Raw genomic sequence first — 17279 nt, 5'->3', positions numbered from 1 at the left:
ACGTTCGCGACGCGGTCCGGACACCCCGGGCCCCCCGGCCGGGATCGAGGGGGCGGCCGGGCTCACCCCTCCGAGGTGAGCCCCTCGCGCAGCCGGGCCAGGGTCCGCGAGAGCAGCCGGGAGACCTGCATCTGGGAGATGCCCAGCTCCTCCCCGATGTCCGACTGGGTCATGTTCCCGACGAAGCGCAGGGCGAGGATCCTGCGGTCGCGCGCGGGCAGCCGGGCGATCAGCGGCTTCAGCGACTCGATGTACTCGACGCCCTCCAGGGCGCTGTCCTCGTACCCGATCCGGTCGTTGAGGGTGTCGTCCCGGTCGTCGCCCTGGGGCCGGGCGTCCAGCGAGCCTGCGGTGTACGCGTTGCCCGCGGCCATCCCCTCGACCACCTCGTCCTCGGCGACACCCAGATGGGCGGCGAGTTCGGCGACGGTGGGGGAGCGGTCCAGCCGGTGGGTCAGCTCGTCACCGGCCCGCGCCAGATCGAGGCGCAGCTCCTGGAGTCTGCGCGGCACCCGTACCGACCAGGTGGTGTCCCGGAAGAACCGCTTGATCTCCCCGATCACGGTGGGCATGGCGAAGGTGGGGAACTCCACGCCCCGGCTCAACTCGAACCGGTCGATCGCCTTGATCAGACCGATGGTGCCGACCTGGACGATGTCGTCCATCGGCTCGCTGCGGGAGCGGAAGCGCGCGGCGGCGAAACGGACCAGCGAGAGGTTCAGCTCGACCAGGGTGTTGCGGACATAGGCGTGTTCATGGGTGCCCTCCTCCAGGCGGGCCAGCCGCTCGAAGAGGGTGCGGGAGAGGGCGCGGGCGTCGACCGCGCCGAGGCCGGCCGGGGGCGGCGGCTCCGCCCCGGTCCAGGAGGAAGCGGGGTCGGGGTCGGTGACGGTCTCGGTGTCCGTTCCGGGGAGGGCGGTGGCGGGATCGGCGGCGGTCGCGATGCCGGGTCCGGCACCGGTCGGGGCGCCGGTCGCACCGGTCGCGCCGGGCGTCGGGGCGCCGGTCGCCAGGATGGCGCCGTCCGCGGGGGTGGCGGGGTCCAGCCGGGGTGACATGGGTCTCCTCCATCGTTCTCGGCATATGGCTGCCGAAGCCGTACTGCGCTGCGCGGTGAGCGGCGCCTCCAAGCCGGTTGAGGGGTTGCTGTGACGTTTCGTTCCCTTCCAGCCCTATCGGTTCCCCGGGGGTGATGGCAAGTGGCATTTGTCAGGCATAAGGCTTTGATCAGGAACTTCCACTGGCCCGTCCCCGACGGGAAGGCGTAGGGTGCGACGGACCAGAAACGTCACACCTGGCGTACGACGACTCGGCGAAGAGGGACGGACATGGACCGCGGGACGGCCGGCAGCGCACATCGGGGCCGGCTTCAGGTCGAGGTCCGGACCGAGGGCGTCAGCGAAGTGGTGACTCCGGCAGGGGAGCTGGACCACCACACCGCCGATGTCCTCAGCGGGCCGCTCGACTCGGCGCTGGAGCAGGGGCGTTCCCGTCTGGTCATCGACTGTTCACGGCTGGAGTTCTGCGACTCCACCGGGCTCAATGTGCTGCTGGCCGCCCGGCTGAAGGCGGAGGCGGCCGGGGGAGGGGTCCATTTGACCGGGTTGCGACCCGTCGTGGCACGCGTGCTGGAGATCACCGGGGCGGGGGCGGTCTTCACCGTCCACTCCACCCTCGATGAAGCCCTGCCCGGCTGACCGGGCACGTCGAGCCGGGATCCGGTACACCGATCCCGGCTCCGTGAGTGTTGTCACCTCCCGCCAGGGCAGGAGAACTCCCACACGGTCCGCACGCCCCTCGCCGTACGGCGGTCCGGGGCGCCCGTGACCACGGTCGTGGGTCCGCCCGGCGCGGCTGGCGCGGGGGCGGCAGACAGAGAACAGGATCATGACGCGAATCGGTGAGGTGAAGCGCTGATGAGCACCACCCGGCCGCAGCAGCCGGGCGACCGCGGCCCTGAGCCGGAGGTCGCCGGCGGCGTTCCCGCCGTGGACCCCGGGGGGCCCGTGCCGCCCGCCGGTCCGGGGCGCGGGGGGCCGGTGCGCCGCCTCGCCCTGGGCAGTGCGAGCGGGATCGTGCCGCTCGCCCGGGACTTCACCCGCCAGGCGCTCTACGACTGGGGGTGGCTGCCCGCCGCCACCGCCGACCGCAGGGCCGCCGCCGAGGATGTGCTCCTCGTCGTCTCCGAGCTGGTCACCAACGCCTGTCTGCACGCCGAGGGCCCGGAGGAGCTGAAGGTCGGCTGCGACGGCAAGGTGCTCCGGCTGGAGGTCTCCGACCGGGGCAGCGGCCAGCCCGCGCCCCGCACCCCGCACCGTGCCGGGCGCCCCGGCGGCCATGGCATGTTCATCGTCCAGCGGCTCTGTCTGGACTGGGGTGTCCTCAGGGCGCCGGGGGCGCCGGGCAAGACCGTCTGGGCGGAGCTGGCCGCCCCGGCGTGACCTCCGGGACCGCTCCCGGGAGCCGTACGGGGTGTCGTACGGGGTGATTCCGGGTGCCGTACCGGGTGATCCCGGGCGGTGCGGTACGGGGGTGATCCCGGGGCGCGCGGAAGGTCGCCGTGGCGCGACCGGACGCGCCCGCGCGCGGCGATCCGTCCGCTTTCTCCGTACGTGCGAAGTTCCTGTGGAGCCTTCGACAAGGCGTGCCCCGTGTCTTCCCTCCCCCGGCGCCCCGGCGTACCTTGAGCCCCCGATCTGATGTCCCGTCAGTAACGTGACCGCCCGTACGCGCGGCACGCGGGAGGTCCCGGCGCCCCGCGGGACCCGGCGTCAGACGGTGGACGACGACCGTCGGCATGAGGGGACTTGAGGTGAGGTACCGGAATCGGACAGCTCTGGCGTTCACGGCCGCCCTGGCGGCACCGGCGGCACTGACCGCCGCCCCGCCCGCGCACGCCGTCGTGGTGGACGTCGACTACCAGTGTGTGACCCCGATCGGGCCCAAGGGCGCGGTCTCCCCGATCGACATCAAGGCGGTCCCGAGCGGCGGCGGCTACCGGCTCACGATGTCCTTCCGCAAAGGGGTCTCCTCCAGCCCGGTGGAGCTGGGCAAGGGGGCGATGAAACCCAGTGCCCTGATCAAGCTGGGCGGGGCCGCGAGCGGGACCGTCCCGGTGACCGGACCGTCCAACGCGGAGGCCGTCCCCGCCAACACCCCCATCCGGATCAGCGATCTCTCCGGGACCTGGACCCCGAGGGTGACCGGGAAGGTCACCTTCACCGCCGGGGTGCTCACCATCAAGGCCCTGGGGACGACCACGACCTGTACGCCGAAGAACAACCCGGCACCCTCGCTGGAACTCCAGGTCACCGGCTCGGGGTCCACCGGCTCCACCAACGGCACCAACGGATCCAGTGGCACCAACGGAACCAATGGGTCCAGTGGCACGAACGGCACCGGCGGCACCAACGGCACCGGCGGTTCGGGCGGCTCCGGGGGCTCCGGTGACGGCGAGCTGCCCCGTACCGGACCCCTCGACTCGGCGGCGGCGCTCGGCACCCTCGGCGGCACGGTCCTGCTCACCGGGGCGGCGGGGGTCCTCTGGCTGACCCGGCGCGGTCGCCGGAGCGCGGGCTGAGCGGTGGGTGCCCCACCGATCGGGGATCCCCCGCCTGCGGCCCCCCTCATGAGGGCCCCATGAGGGCGCGGACCGGCCCGTACCGCACCGGCCCGCTCCTCGTCGTCCTGGCGCTCGCCCTGGCGCCGCTCCTCCCCTTCGTCCCGGCCCCGCTGCCGGCCGCCGCCCCCGGGGTGCCGGAGGTACGGCTCTCCCAGCAGCGGGCCGCCCCCGGCACCGGGATCGTGGTCAGCGGCGACGGCTGGCGCCCCGGCACCCTGCTCACCCTGCTGATCTGCGGACAGAACATGACCGGCGGCACCAACACCTGCGCCAACGCCGACGGCCGCGCCGTCACCACCGACGCGAACGGCTTCTTCACCCTGGAGCTGCCGGTGGTCGCGCCCCCGGAGCCCTGCCCCTGTGTGGTCCATGTCGCCACCGTCACCGGGGACCGGGCGACCCGGGACGCCCCGCTCGCCGTCCGGGGGCATCCGGTCGCCCCGCTGCCCCGCCCCCGGGGCCCCGGCCGGCTCGCCGTCCTGGCCGCCGCCCGGCTGGAGGGCGGGTCCGGGCTGCTGGTCCGCTTCGGCGCCCCGCCGTCCCGGCGCCTCGTCCTCACCGTCGGCAATCTGGGCACCACCCCGGTCGAGAACCCGGTCTTCCGGCTGGGCACCTCGCACGGTGTCTACGCCCCTCAGTGGGAGGAGCGGCGCTGGCGCGGCACCCTGGCACCCGGTGACACGGCCCGGATCGAGCTGCCCGTGGAGCTGGCGGCGGGGGCCCACGGCGACTACCGGGTGGCCGTCCGCTACGCCGGCCGGACCCTCGCCGAGCACCCCTGGAAGGTGGCCCGCCCCTGGGGGGTGACCGCCTTCTGGGTGCTGCTCGCGGTGGTGGGGTCCGCCGCGCTCTTCCGGGTCGGCATGGCCGTCGTCGACCTGGTCCGCCCCCCGGCGGCCACGGCCGAGCCCTGACATGACACAGGGCCGCCGTTCCGGTGGAGTCCACCGGGACGACGGCCCTGGGTCGAGCGCGTCAGATCGTGTACGGGGTCAGTTGACGCCGCTCATGAGCGCCTTGACCTTGGCACGCGAGGTGAAGATCGCGACACCGCCGAGCGCGGCGACGACGCCCAGACCGGCGAACCACACCGGGTGGGTGGTCGGCGCGCCCACCAGCTGGAGCAGCGAGACGATCGAGCTGCCGGTGGTGATCGCCAGGAACCAGACACCCATCATCTGGGAGGCGTACTTCTCCGGCGCCAGCTTGGTGGTCAGCGACAGACCCACCGGGGAGAGGCACAGCTCACCGACGGTCATCAGGAAGTAGACCGAGACCAGCCACATCGGGGAGACCTTGGTGCCGTCCGAGGCCAGCATCTGCGCCACGGTCATCACACCGAAGGAGCCACCGATCACCAGCAGGGCGATGGCGAACTTCGAGATCGTGCTGGGCTCGCGGTTCCGCTTGAAGAGCGCGACCCACAGCATCGCGAAGACCGGCGCCAGCGCCATCACGAACAGCGGGTTCAGCGACTGGAACCAGGTGGTCGGGAACTCGAAGCCGAAGAGCGCGTCCTGGGTGTCGTTCTTCCCGAAGAGGGAGAGGACCGAGCCACCCTGGTCGTAGATGGTCCAGAAGGCGGTGGCGGCGACGAAGAACCAGATGAAGCCGGACATCCGGGACCGCTCCAGCGGGCTCAGGTCCTTGTCACGCTTGATCTTGAGCAGGTACCACGGCGGCAGCAGCAGACCGATGATCGTCAGCGGCCACAGCACCCAGTCCTCGCTGAAGACGCCGGCCAGGCCGACGATCGCGTAACCGGCGGCGGCGACGCCCAGCCAGATCAGCGCCTTGCGGATCAGCGAGGAGCGCTCCTCGGCGGTCAGCGGCGCCGGCACCTTGGAGGACTCCTCCGCCAGGTGGCGGAAGCCCAGGAAGTAGAAGAGCAGACCGATGCCCATACCCACACCGGCCATCGCGAAGCCGAGGTGCCAGTCGACCTTCTGGCCGACCCAGCCGATGGTCAGCGGGGCGACGAAGGCACCGAGGTTGATGCCCATGTAGAAGATCGTGAAGCCGCCGTCCCGGCGCGGGTCGTTCTTGTCCGTGTAGAGCTGGCCCACCATCGTGGAGATGTTGGACTTCAGCAGACCGGAACCGACCGCGATGAAGCCGAGACCGACGAAGAACAGCCCGTCGACCGGAATGGCCAGCAGGAAGTGGCCGGTCATGATGATGACACCGGCGATGGCGGTCGCCTTGCGGGCGCCCCAGACACGGTCACCGAGCCAGCCGCCCGGAAGGGCGAGCAGGTACACCATGGCGTTGTACACCGAGTAGATCGCGACCGCGGTCGCGTCCTTCATCCCGAGTCCACCGTCGGCCACATTGGCGGCCAGGTAGAGGACGAGAAGGGCACGCATACCGTAGTAGCTGTACCGCTCCCACATCTCGGTCATGAAGAGATTGGCCAGGCCGCGGGGGTGGCCGAGGAAGGTCTTCTCGCCGGCGGAGGCCGACGGATCCTTCGTCAGGGTTGACGCCATGGGTCGTTCCTTGCTGTCGGGACGCGTCGCTCGATCGGCGAAACGCGCCCGGTGGGGGTGACCGGCACCGGTTCGAAGGCTGCTCCACCCCACGCCCGGGGGGCTCGCCCCGGCTGGCGCCGGGGGCGGAAGAACATCTCCTCACCGGGATCCACACCCCGGGAGCGTCATTGCGCCCGGGGCCCGGCCCACAGGTCATTCACTGTCTCGGACTCCGGCTCTCCGGGTCCGCGCACAAGAAGAGACCCTTGGCTTCCTTCGCCGCGGTCGTTCCTACTGGCTGCTCGCGCGGCAGGCTAAGGGTCTCCGTGTAGTGCTACAGGCGTACACGACACCATACGACATGACAGTGTCGGATATGGAAGGACTTGAGACATGGATCACAGGGCCCTGCGGAACCGGATGCCCTGAATCAAAGGTCGTAGTCATGATCCCCCTGAGACCCGCAGGGGTTGTGGATCACGCCCCGATGGGTCCGCCTCGCGGACTACCATCACTGCCATGACCCGTGTACTGCTCGCCGAGGACGACGCATCCATCTCCGAGCCACTGGCCCGAGCCCTGCGCCGGGAGGGATACGAGGTCGAGGTGCGCGAGGACGGCCCGGCCGCTCTCGACGCCGGCCTCGCGGGCGGGATCGATCTCGTCGTACTGGATCTGGGACTGCCCGGGATGGACGGTCTGGAGGTCGCCCGGCGGCTGCGGGCCGAGGGCCACACGGTGCCGATCCTGGTGCTCACCGCCCGCGCGGACGAGGTCGACACGGTGGTGGGCCTCGACGCGGGCGCCGACGACTATGTCACCAAGCCCTTCCGCCTCGCCGAGCTGCTGGCCCGGGTCCGGGCGCTGCTGCGGCGCGGCGCCACCGAGCCCACGCCCGCGCCCGCGACCCACGGCGTCCGGATCGATGTGGAGTCCCACCGGGCCTGGATGGGCGAGGAGGAGCTCCAGCTCACCGCCAAGGAGTTCGATCTGCTGCGGGTCCTGGTCCGGGACGCGGGCCGGGTCGTCACCCGGGACCAGCTGATGCGCGAGGTCTGGGACACCACCTGGTGGTCCTCCACCAAGACCCTGGACATGCATATCTCCTGGCTCCGCAAGAAGCTGGGCGACGACGCGGCGAACCCCCGCTACATCGCCACGGTCCGCGGTGTCGGCTTCCGCTTCGAGAAGAGCTGACGCCTCCCCCGTAGCGGGCCGGAGCCGCACCTCCCGCGCGCGAGGCCGACGCCTCCGTACGGCCGAAGCCTCCGTACCGGCCGATGCTTCCGTACCGGCCGCCGTCTCCCCGCAGAAAGCCCGGAAGCCCCGTGCGCAGACGACTCATCCACTCCACCCTCGCCGCCGTCCTGGTCGTCATCGCGGTCTTCCTGGTCTCCCTGGTGATCGTGGAGACCCGCACCATCACCAGCAGCGCCCAGCAGAATGTGAAGTCCGAGGCGATCCGCCTCGCCAGCTTCGTCGACGGCCGGCTCATCGGCGGCGAGCCCGTCAACCCCGACATCCTGGCGCAGCAGAGCGGCACCAAGCGCTATGCCCGGATCGAGATCCCCGGCCGGGCGCCCATCGAGATCGGCGACCGCCCCGGCGACGGCGCGATCGAGGCCAGTGCCACCGGGGAGCGGGGCGAGACCGTCACCGTCGAGGCGCCCCGTTCGATCATCACCCGTGAGGTCGGCCGCAGTCTGCTGATCAACGGCGGGGTCGCGGTCATCGCGGTGGTCGCCGCCGTCCTGCTCGCCGTGCGCCAGGGGAACCGGCTGGCCGCCCCCCTCACCGATCTCGCCGAGACCGCCGAGCGCCTCGGCTCCGGGGACCCGCGCCCCCGCCACCGCCGCTACGGCGTCCCCGAGCTGGACCGGGTCGCCGATGTCCTGGACGCCAGCGCCGAGCGGATCGCCCGGATGCTCACCGCCGAGCGCCGGCTCGCCGCCGATGCCTCGCATCAGCTCCGTACCCCCCTGACCGCGCTCTCCATGCGGCTGGAGGAGATCTCCGCCACCGATGACCCGGCCACCGTGAAGGAGGAGGCGAATATCGCCCTCGCCCAGGTCGAGCGGCTGACCGATGTGGTGGAGCGGCTGCTGACCAACTCCCGGGACCCCCGGACCGGCTCCGCGATCGTCTTCGATCTGGACGAGGTGGTGAAGCAGCAGATGGCGGAGTGGCGCTCCGCCTATCGCAGCGCGGGCCGTGCGCTGGTCTCCTCGGGGAAGCAGGGGCTGACCGCGGTCGGCACCCCGGGCGCGGTGGCCCAGGTGCTGGCGGCGCTGATCGAGAACTCGCTGATGCACGGTGGCGGTACGGTCGCCCTGCGCACCCGCGTCACCGGCAATCAGGCGGTGATCGAGGTGACCGACGAGGGGCCGGGGGTCCCGTCCGAGCTGGGCGCGCGGATCTTCGAACGGGCGATCAGCGGGCGGAACTCCACCGGGATCGGTCTGGCGGTCGCCCGCGATCTCGCGGAGGCGGACGGCGGACGGCTGGAGATGCTCCAGCAGCATCCGCCGGTGTTCGCGCTCTTCCTCAGCCGGGTGGCGGGACAGCGCCCGGAGGACCGGCCGACCATCCGCTGATCAGCGGTTGGGCGAGACCGCCTGCTCCGGCGCGCGGGCCGGCTCCGGCGTGCCGGTGGGCCCCGGCTCCCGGAGCGGTGACGACTCCGCCCGCACCGGGCTCTCCACCGGCTCCGGCAGGGCCCGGAACACCCACGTCCGGTACGACCAGAAGCGGAACAGCGTCGCGACCCCGATGCCGAAGAACTTGAAGACATTGCTCTGGAGCGGCCCGTCCCAGCCGAATCCATAGGTCGCCAGATAGAGGATCCCGTTCTCGATCACACTGCCGATGACACTGAAGAGCAGGAAGAGCGACATCTCGCGGGTGCGCCCGCTCTTGTCGCGGTCACGGTAGGTGAAGTACCGGTACCCCACGTAGTTGAAGAGGATCGCGACCGCGTTGGCGATCAGCGAGGCCCGTACGACGGGCAGCTCGGTGGTCGCCCGGACGAGGTTGAAGACCGCGAGATTGACCACCACCCCCGCGCCGCCCACCGCCCCGAACTTGGCGACTTCGCGCATGAGCTGGTCGAACCGCATGCGCAGCGCACCGCCACGTTCACCCATCGTGAGAGTCCAGCCCCATCACTTCCGACGCCATCGACCCCGCCATGCTAATCGGCCGCCCCGGCGGCCGCCCGATCACCTGAACGATGGTGTGGCGGAGAACGTGCCCCGGGGCCGCCGGGTCGGCTCCCGGGGGGCCGACCTGGGCGGCGGATACTCTAAGGGGGTGACGTTCCCGGTAGTCGGCATGGTCGGCGGCGGTCAGCTCGCCCGTATGACCCACGAGGCGGGCATCCCCCTCGGCATCCGTTTCAAGCTGCTCAGCGAAACTCCGCAGGAGTCCGCGGCCCAGGTGGTGAGTGAGGTCGTCATCGGCGACCACCGCGACCTGGAGACCCTCCGCGCCTTCGCCCGCGGCTGCGATGTGATCACCTTCGATCACGAACACGTTCCCATCGAACATCTCCGTGCGTTGGAGGCGGACGGTGTCACCGTCCGCCCCGGCCCCGACGCCCTGCGCCACGCACAGGACAAGGGGCTGATGCGGGCCCGCCTCAGTGAGCTGGGCGTCCCCTGCCCCCGCCACCGGATCGTGGCGGACCCGGCCGATGTCACCGCCTTCGCCCACGAGGGCGACGGCTACCCCGTCGTCCTCAAGACGGTCCGCGGCGGCTACGACGGCAAGGGCGTCTGGGTGGTACGGAGCGAGGCCGAGGCGGCCGAGCCCTTCCGCGCGGGCGTCCCCGTCCTCGCCGAGGAGAAGGTCGCCTTCACCCGCGAGCTGGCGGCCAATGTCGTCCGCTCCCCGCACGGCCAGGCCGTCGCCTATCCCGTCGTGGAGTCCCAGCAGGTGGACGGCGTCTGCGACACCGTCATCGCCCCCGCCCCCCACCTCTCCGAGGAACTCGCGGGCAGCGCCCAGCGGCTGGCCCTCACCATCGCCGCCGAACTCGGCGTCGTCGGCCATCTCGCCGTCGAGCTGTTCGAGACCGAGGACGGCCGTGTCCTCGTCAACGAGCTGGCGATGCGCCCCCACAACTCCGGTCACTGGACCCAGGACGGCTCCACGACCTCCCAGTTCGCCAATCACCTCCGGGCCGTGCTCGACCTCCCGCTGGGCGACCCCCGCCCCCGGGCGCCCTGGACCGTGATGTGCAATGTGCTCGGCGGCGACTACCCGGACATGTACTCGGCCTATCTGCACTGCATGGCCCGGGACCCGCAGCTGAAGATCCATATGTATGGCAAGGACGTCAAGCCGGGCCGCAAGGTGGGCCATGTCAACACCTGTGGCGACGACCTCGCGGATGTCCGCGAGCGCGCCCGCCACGCGGCCGACTACCTCAGAGGGACGATCACCGAATGAGCAGCACCACCCCGCTTGTGGGCATCGCGATGGGTTCCGACTCCGACTGGACCGTCATGGAGGCGGCCGCCCAGGCGCTCGCCGAGTTCGAGATTCCGTACGAGGTCAATGTCCTCTCCGCGCACCGGATGCCGCGCGAGATGGTCGCCTACGGCGAGGAGGCCGACGCCCGCGGGCTGAAGGTGCTGATCGCCGGGGCCGGCGGCGCCGCCCATCTGCCCGGGATGCTCGCCTCCGTCACCCCGCTGCCGGTCATCGGCGTCCCGGTCCCGCTGAAGTACCTCGACGGCATGGACTCGCTGCTCTCCATCGTCCAGATGCCCGCCGGGGTGCCGGTCGCCACCGTCTCCGTCGCCGGGGCGCGCAACGCCGGACTGCTGGCCGCGCGGATCCTCGCCACCCAGGACCCCGAGGTGCTGGCGCGGATGAAGGACTTCCAGAACGAGCTGAACGAGCAGGCCACGGAGAAGGGCAAGCGGCTGCGGGCCAAGGTCGAGGGCTCGGGCGCCTTCGGCTTCGGCTCCTGACCCACCCCCCGTACCGCGCCCGTACCCCCGGACCGGCCGTACTCCCTACCCGTACCGCGCCCGTACCCCGGACCGGCCGTACCCGCCGTACTCCGTACCCGTACCGCCTCTGTTGTTCCCGTACCGTCTCCGCCGGTCCGGAGCCACCCACCACATGGCTCCGGACCGCGTACCACCGGCGGGGGTGCCGACCGCTCCCTCCCGGGAAGGAACACCCCCATGGAACCCTCATACGAACAGCGAGCACATGACCTGCTCGCCGCTCACCCCGTGGTCGACGGCCACAACGACCTGCCCTGGGCCCTGCGCGAACGGGTCCGCTACGACCTGGACCGGCTCGACCTCGCCGCCGACCACACCGGGCGCACCCACACCGACATCCCCCGGCTGCGCGCCGGGGGCGTGGGCGCCCAGTTCTGGTCGGTGTACGTACGCGCCGACATGTCCGGGGACGACGCGGTCAGCGCCACCCTGGAACAGATCGACGGCGTACGGCAGATGCTCGACCGCTACCCGGCCGACCTCGCCCCCGCGCTCACCGCCGACGCCATGGAGGCCGCCCGCGCCGAGGGCCGGATCGCCTCACTCATGGGCGCCGAGGGCGGGCACTCCATCAACAGCTCCCTCGCCACCCTGCGCGCCTTCCACACCCTGGGGGTGCGCTATCTGACCCTCACCCACAACGACAACGTCCCCTGGGCGGACTCGGCCACCGACGAGCCCGGGGTGGGCGGGCTCTCCGCCTTCGGCCGTGAGGTCGTCCGGGAGATGAACCGGCTGGGCATGCTGGTCGACCTCTCCCATGTCGCCGCCACCACCATGCGGGACGCCCTGGACACCTCGGTCGCGCCGGTGATCTTCTCCCACTCCTCGGCGCGCGCGGTCTGCGACCATGTCCGCAATGTCCCCGACGACGTCCTGGCGCGGCTGGCGGCCAACGGAGGGGTCGCGATGGCCACCTTCGTACCGAAGTTCATCCTCCCGGCGGCCATCGAGTGGACCCGTGCCGCCGACGACCATCTGCGCGCCCATGGCCACCACCCGCTGGACACGACCCCCGAGGCGATGAAGCTCCACGCCGCCTTCGAGGAATCCCGCCCCCGCCCGGTCGCGACCGCGGCCACCGTCGCCGACCATCTGGACCATATGCGCGAGGTGGCCGGCGTCGACCATGTCGGCATCGGCGGCGACTTCGACGGCACCGCCTTCACCCCGGCGGGCCTGGACGATGTCTCCGGCTACCCCAACCTGATCGCCGAACTGCTGCGGCGCGGCTGGTCCGAGGCCGATCTCGCCAAACTGACCTGGCGGAACGCGGTACGGGCGCTGCGCGACGCGGAGGCGGTCGCCCGCGACGAGAGCACCCGGCGGGGCCCGTCGAACGCGACCCTGGCCGCGCTCGACGGCTGACCCCCGGCCCCTCCCGCCCGGCGCCCCGGCTCAGTCGTTCGCCACCAGGCAGAACGGATGCCCGGCCGGATCCGCGTACACCCGCCAGATCCGGTCCGGGCTCCCCGGGTCCAGCACCCGCGCCCCGAGTGCGACCACCTCGGCCTGCGCCGCGTCGAGGTCGGCGACCCGCAGATCCAGATGCGCCTGCTGCGGTACGTCCCCCTCCGGCCAGGTCGGCGCGGTGTGGCCGGGCACCTGCTGAAAGGCCAGCGTGGTCCCGCCGTGGCCCACCAGCTCCACCCAGTCGTCGTCGTCCCCGTCATGGATCTCCCCGCCCAGCAGCCGCTGGTAGAACTCCGCGAGCCCCCGTGCGTCGGCGCAGTCGAGGGCGACGGCTCCCAGGGTGGCGATGGCCATGAACAGCTCCCTTGGTCGGTGATATCTCCCGGACGGTGCCGCCCCATCCTTTCAACCGGCGCCGGATCCCATCAAGCGATACGATACGTATCGTCTTGTAGAAGGCCGGAACGCCGGGAGGTTCTCATGGAGCGCTGGATCGATGCCGCACCCGGGGTGCGGCTCTGGGCCGAGGAGCGGGGCCCGGCGGACGGGCCGGTGGTACTGCTGGTGATGGGGGCGCAGGCGTCGGGGCTGGTGTGGCCGGACGCGCTGATGGACGCGCTGGCGGTACGGCACCGGGTGATCCGTTACGACCACCGGGACACCGGGCGTTCCACCTGGGCCTTCGACGAGCGGCCCTATCCGCTCACCGCGCTCGCCGACGACGCCGTCGCCGTTCTGGACGGCTTCGGGGCCGAGCGCGCCCATGTGGTGGGCATGTCCCTGGGCGGCATGATCGCCCAGCTGCTGATCGCGGACCGCCCCGAGCGGCTGCTGAGCACCACCCTGTTCGGGACCAGGGCGCTCAGCACCGTCCCGTACACCCGCCCGGACGGGGTCAGGATCCCGCTGGAGGAGCTGCCCGGGGCCGCCCCGGAGCTGCTGGAGATGTGGGCCCGTCCGGTGGTGGACCAGGGGCTGGAAGCGGAGCTGGACCGGCGGGTGGAGCACTGGCGGGCCCTCGGCGGGGGCGGGCTGCCGTTCGACGCGGCGGCGGCACGGGAGCTGGAGCGGCGGATCGTCGCGCACACCGGGCACTACCGGCCGGCGACCGCGCACTCCCGCGCGGACGCCTCAGGGCTGGACCGCACCGGGGCGCTGGCCCGTACCGAGGTGCCGACCCTGGTCGTGGTGGCCCCCGCCGAACCGCTCTTCCCGCCGCCGTACGCCCACCATCTCGTCCAGGCGGTGCGGGGGGCGCGGTCGGCGGAGATCCCGGGCCTGGGGCACGCCCTTCCCCCGGCGGTTCTCGCCCCGCTCGCGGCGCTGGTGCTGGAGCACATCGCCGGGGTCCCCGACCCGGCTCAGGCCTCGGGGCGGCCCATCGCGCGGTAGGTCCAGCCGGCCGCGCGCCAGACCGCCGGGTCCAGGGCGTTCCGCCCGTCCAGGACGATCCGCCCGGTGACCTCCCGGCCCAGCTCCGCCGGGTCCAGATCGCGGAACTCGCGCCACTCGGTCAGATGCAGCACCACATCGGCGCCGCGCACCGCCGCGAGGGCGCTGTCCGCGTAGCCGAGGGTCGGGAAGAGCCGCCGGGCGTTCGCCATGCCCTTGGGGTCGTACACGGTGACCTGTCCGCCCTGGAGGTGGATCTGGCCGGCGACATTGAGCGCGGGGGAGTCCCGTACATCGTCCGAGTCCGGCTTGAAGGCCGCGCCGAGGACGGCGACCCGCTTGCCCAGGAAGGAGCCGCCGAGGGCCTCCCGGGCCAGCTCGACCATGTGTCCGCGCCGCCGCATATTGATCGAGTCGACCTCGCGCAGAAAGGTCAGCGCCTGGTCGACGCCCAGCTCACCGGCGCGGGCCATGAAGGCGCGGATGTCCTTCGGGAGGCAGCCGCCGCCGAAGCCGATCCCCGCGCGCAGGAACTTCGCCCCGATGCGCTCGTCGTACCCGATCGCCTCCGCCAGCTTCTGCACATCGCCGCCCGCCGCCTCGCAGACCTCCGCCATGGCGTTGATGAACGAGATCTTGGTGGCGAGGAAGGAGTTGGCGGAGGTCTTCACCAGCTCGGCGGTGGGGTAGTCGGTGACCACGAACGGGGACCCCTCGGCGACCGGGGTCGCGTACACCTCCCGCAGCTGCTTCTCGGCGCGCTCGCTCGCCACACCCACCACGATCCGGTCCGGGCGCAGGGTGTCCTCGACGGCGAAGCCCTCCCGCAGGAACTCCGGGTTCCAGGCCAGCTCCACATCGCCCGGCGCCTGCTCCGCGAGCAGGGCGGCCAGCCGGGCGGCGCTGCCGACCGGGACCGTCGACTTGCCGACGACCAGCGCCGGCCGGGTCAGCAGCGGGGCGAGGGTGGTGAAGGCGGCGTCGACGTACGACATGTCGCAGGCGTACTCGCCGTGCTTCTGCGGGGTGTTCACACAGACGAAGTGGATGTCGCCGAACGCGGCGACCTCCTCCCACGAGGTGGTGAACCGCAGCCGTCCGCTGGAGCCCGGGAGCCCGGCGACATGCCGGGTCAGCAGCTCCTCCAGGCCGGGCTCGTACATCGGCACCCGGCCCGAGGAGAGCAGGGCGATCTTCTCGGGCACCACATCCAGGCCCAGGACCTCGAAGCCCAGCTCCGCCATGGCCGCCGCGTGCGTGGCACCCAGGTATCCGGTACCGATCACAGTGATCCTGAGGGACATCGGATGCTCCAGACGGCGGCGCGGATCGCGCCGTGGGTCGACGGTGGGAAGGCGCTGGCGCGCGGCCCCGAGCATAGTCGCGCGGGGATACGGCGCCACGCCGGGCTGTCGCCAAGGTCACCTATGCCGGTGGGGCGCTGCGGCCTAAGCTTGGTTACTTAACGGTAGTTAGCGCATCTGGGGAGTGAGAGACGTGGCCGGATCGACCGGTAAGCCGGACTTTGACCTGTACCGCACGTCCGAGGAGCACGACGCCCTCCGGGATGTCGTCCGCTCCCTCGCCGAGGCGAAGATCGCCCCCTTCGCCGCCGCCGTGGACGAGGAGGCCCGCTTCCCCCAGGAGGCCCTGGACGCCCTGGTCGCCAGCGACCTCCACGCCGTCCATGTGCCCGAGGAGTACGGCGGCTCCGGTGCCGACGCGCTCGCCACGGTCATCGTGATCGAGGAGGTCGCCCGGGTCTGCGCCTCCTCCTCGCTGATCCCCGCCGTCAACAAGCTGGGCTCGCTGCCGGTGATCCTCTCCGGCTCCGAGGAGCTGAAGAAGAAGTACCTCTCCCCGCTGGCCAAGGGCGGTGCGATGTTCTCGTACTGCCTCTCCGAGCCGGACGCCGGCTCCGACGCCGCCGGGATGAAGACCCGCGCGGTCCGCGACGGCGACCACTGGATCCTCAACGGCGTCAAGCGCTGGATCACCAACGCCGGTGTCTCCGAGTACTACACGGTGATGGCGGTCACCGACCCCGAGCAGCGCTCCAAGGGCATCTCCGCCTTCGTGGTCGAGAAGTCCGACGAGGGCGTCTCCTTCGGCGCCCCCGAGAAGAAGCTCGGCATCAAGGGCTCCCCGACGTGCGAGGTCTACCTCGACAACGTCCGCATCCCCGCCGACCGCATGATCGGCGCGGAGGGCACCGGCTTCGCCACCGCGATGAAGACCCTCGACCACACCCGGATCACCATCGCCGCCCAGGCCCTCGGCATCGCCCAGGGCGCCCTCGACTACGCCAAGGGCTATGTGCGCGAGCGCAAGCAGTTCGGCAAGCCCATCGCCGACTTCCAGGGCATCCAGTTCATGCTGGCCGACATGGCCATGAAGCTGGAGGCCGCCCGCCAGCTCACCTACGCCGCCGCCGCCCGCTCCGAGCGCCTCGACGACGACCTCACCTTCTTCGGCGCCGCCGCCAAGTGCTTCGCCTCCGACGCCGCCATGGAGATCACCACCGACGCGGTCCAGCTGCTGGGCGGCTACGGCTACACCCGCGACTACCCGGTCGAGCGCATGATGCGCGACGCCAAGATCACCCAGATCTACGAGGGCACCAACCAGGTCCAGCGCATCGTGATGGCCCGCAACCTCCCGTAACCCACCCCGGCCGGCCGAAGGCCCCGCGCCTTCAGCCGGCCACCACCGCACGGGCGATCAGCGTCCCGATGTGACCGGGCACCGGAGCCTCCAGAACCTCCACCGCCGCTTCCGCGAACCCGGCGTTGAGCAGGAGACTCCTCCACTTCCGCGGTGTGTACCCGTACCGGTACGCGTACCGGGCCCGGCCCGCGAAGCCGCCCTTGTACATGCCCTGCGGCCCGTACGCCCCCGGGATCGCCGGAGGGTGGCTGAAGACCAGCCTGCCTCCCGGATTCAACCGCTCGGCGATCAGCGGAAGCAGTCTCGCCGGATCGGTGAACCAGACGGCCCCGAAGATCGAGTAAACGGCGTCGTAGGTCCCCGTGTCCGCGCTCAGGTACTCCAGTACCTCCGCACAGACGAACTCCCCGCCCAGCGGCCCCCAGCGCTCGGCCAGCCGCCGAACCGCGACCGGCGACAGATCCAGACCGGTGGCCCTGACCCCGGACCGGAGCAGAAAGGCCAGGGCACGCCCGGTCCCGCAGCCGATCTCCAGAGCCGATCCGGGCTCCCCGAGCAACTCCGCCCCGGGCCCGTGCCCCGCGTACTGCGTCCAGCAGAACACCGGGTCGCCGTCGAGGGCCTTCTCCTGGGTGTTTTCCGCGAAGGCGTCCCAGAGTTCGCGTTCGTCCTCGATGTTGTGGCGTGCGGGCAACG

At 71.6% G+C, this 17279-nt stretch carries 17 protein-coding genes; 11 read left to right on the top strand and 6 right to left on the bottom strand.

What is annotated here, in order from left to right; translation table 11 throughout:
- Nucleotides 1-62 precede the first annotated feature (62 nt).
- A complete protein-coding gene (locus ABT354_RS15600; RefSeq protein WP_351493785.1) occupies nt 63-1058 on the bottom strand; it encodes a SigB/SigF/SigG family RNA polymerase sigma factor in 996 nt (331 codons plus the stop codon).
- Nucleotides 1059-1328: 270 nt separating this feature from the next.
- Between ABT354_RS15600 and ABT354_RS15595 the strand changes: the two genes are divergently transcribed.
- From ABT354_RS15595 to ABT354_RS15580, 4 genes are all read left to right on the top strand, one after another.
- Nucleotides 1329-1697, top strand: a complete 369-nt coding sequence (locus tag ABT354_RS15595) for an STAS domain-containing protein (RefSeq protein ID WP_351493783.1) — start codon at nt 1329-1331, stop codon at nt 1695-1697.
- 219 nt (nt 1698-1916) lie between these two features.
- Complete coding sequence (locus ABT354_RS15590) at nt 1917-2441, top strand: ATP-binding protein (RefSeq protein WP_351493781.1); 525 nt, start codon at nt 1917-1919, stop codon at nt 2439-2441.
- Nucleotides 2442-2812: 371 nt separating this feature from the next.
- On the top strand, nt 2813-3580 hold the full coding sequence (locus tag ABT354_RS15585) for a peptidase (protein ID WP_351493779.1): 768 nt from the start codon (nt 2813-2815) through the stop codon (nt 3578-3580).
- Nucleotides 3581-3639: 59 nt separating this feature from the next.
- Nucleotides 3640-4536, top strand: coding sequence for a hypothetical protein (locus tag ABT354_RS15580; protein ID WP_351493776.1), 897 nt, complete (start codon nt 3640-3642; stop codon nt 4534-4536).
- 78 nt (nt 4537-4614) lie between these two features.
- Here ABT354_RS15580 and ABT354_RS15575 read toward each other — a convergent pair whose 3' ends face one another.
- On the bottom strand, nt 4615-6111 hold the full coding sequence (locus tag ABT354_RS15575; RefSeq protein WP_351493774.1) for a peptide MFS transporter: 1497 nt from the start codon (nt 6109-6111) through the stop codon (nt 4615-4617).
- 501 nt (nt 6112-6612) lie between these two features.
- On the opposite strand from ABT354_RS15575, the gene ABT354_RS15570 reads away from it, so the two are divergent.
- Nucleotides 6613-7290 (top strand): response regulator transcription factor, encoded by a 678-nt coding sequence (locus ABT354_RS15570; protein WP_351493772.1) that lies wholly within the window; start codon nt 6613-6615, stop codon nt 7288-7290.
- A gap of 131 nt (nt 7291-7421) precedes the next feature.
- Nucleotides 7422-8687 carry a sensor histidine kinase gene (locus ABT354_RS15565; protein WP_351493770.1) on the top strand — a complete coding sequence of 422 codons (1266 nt, stop codon included), beginning with the start codon at nt 7422-7424 and terminating at the stop codon, nt 8685-8687.
- On the opposite strand, the gene ABT354_RS15560 is transcribed toward ABT354_RS15565, so the two are convergent.
- Complete coding sequence (locus ABT354_RS15560) at nt 8688-9236, bottom strand: GtrA family protein (RefSeq protein ID WP_351493768.1); 549 nt, start codon at nt 9234-9236, stop codon at nt 8688-8690.
- Nucleotides 9237-9402: 166 nt separating this feature from the next.
- Here ABT354_RS15560 and ABT354_RS15555 point away from each other — a divergent pair, with 166 nt between their 5' ends.
- The 3 genes from ABT354_RS15555 to ABT354_RS15545 all read left to right on the top strand — a co-directional run bounded on the left by ABT354_RS15555 (nt 9403) and on the right by ABT354_RS15545 (nt 12479).
- On the top strand, nt 9403-10542 hold the full coding sequence (locus ABT354_RS15555) for a 5-(carboxyamino)imidazole ribonucleotide synthase (protein WP_351493766.1): 1140 nt from the start codon (nt 9403-9405) through the stop codon (nt 10540-10542).
- A complete protein-coding gene (gene purE, locus ABT354_RS15550) occupies nt 10539-11069 on the top strand; it encodes a 5-(carboxyamino)imidazole ribonucleotide mutase (RefSeq protein WP_351493764.1) in 531 nt (176 codons plus the stop codon). Before ABT354_RS15555 ends, purE begins: the two co-directional genes overlap by 4 nt.
- Before the next feature lie 219 nt (nt 11070-11288).
- Entirely contained in the window at nt 11289-12479 is a 1191-nt protein-coding gene (locus ABT354_RS15545; RefSeq protein WP_351493762.1) for a dipeptidase, read from the top strand.
- A gap of 30 nt (nt 12480-12509) precedes the next feature.
- Here ABT354_RS15545 and ABT354_RS15540 read toward each other — a convergent pair whose 3' ends face one another.
- Nucleotides 12510-12878 carry a VOC family protein gene (locus tag ABT354_RS15540; RefSeq protein ID WP_351493760.1) on the bottom strand — a complete coding sequence of 123 codons (369 nt, stop codon included), beginning with the start codon at nt 12876-12878 and terminating at the stop codon, nt 12510-12512.
- 126 nt (nt 12879-13004) lie between these two features.
- Between ABT354_RS15540 and ABT354_RS15535 the strand changes: the two genes are divergently transcribed.
- Complete coding sequence (locus tag ABT354_RS15535) at nt 13005-13916, top strand: alpha/beta fold hydrolase (protein ID WP_351493758.1); 912 nt, start codon at nt 13005-13007, stop codon at nt 13914-13916.
- Here ABT354_RS15535 and ABT354_RS15530 read toward each other — a convergent pair.
- Nucleotides 13886-15220, bottom strand: a complete 1335-nt coding sequence (locus tag ABT354_RS15530; protein WP_351493756.1) for a UDP-glucose dehydrogenase family protein — start codon at nt 15218-15220, stop codon at nt 13886-13888. The two genes, ABT354_RS15535 and ABT354_RS15530, sit on opposite strands and share 31 nt — an antisense overlap.
- Before the next feature lie 193 nt (nt 15221-15413).
- Between ABT354_RS15530 and ABT354_RS15525 the strand changes: the two genes are divergently transcribed.
- On the top strand, nt 15414-16580 hold the full coding sequence (locus ABT354_RS15525; RefSeq protein WP_502983422.1) for an acyl-CoA dehydrogenase: 1167 nt from the start codon (nt 15414-15416) through the stop codon (nt 16578-16580).
- Nucleotides 16581-16611: 31 nt separating this feature from the next.
- Here ABT354_RS15525 and ABT354_RS15520 read toward each other — a convergent pair whose 3' ends face one another.
- Nucleotides 16612-17277, bottom strand: coding sequence for a class I SAM-dependent methyltransferase (locus tag ABT354_RS15520; protein ID WP_351493752.1), 666 nt, complete (start codon nt 17275-17277; stop codon nt 16612-16614).
- Nucleotides 17278-17279: the final 2 nt, after the last annotated feature.

This window comes from Streptomyces sp. NPDC000594 (genome assembly GCF_040299965.1).
Classification (GTDB): domain Bacteria; phylum Actinomycetota; class Actinomycetes; order Streptomycetales; family Streptomycetaceae; genus Streptomyces.
Note: the sequence above shows the minus strand (reverse complement) of the source record. Positions and strands in the feature narration are given on the sequence as shown.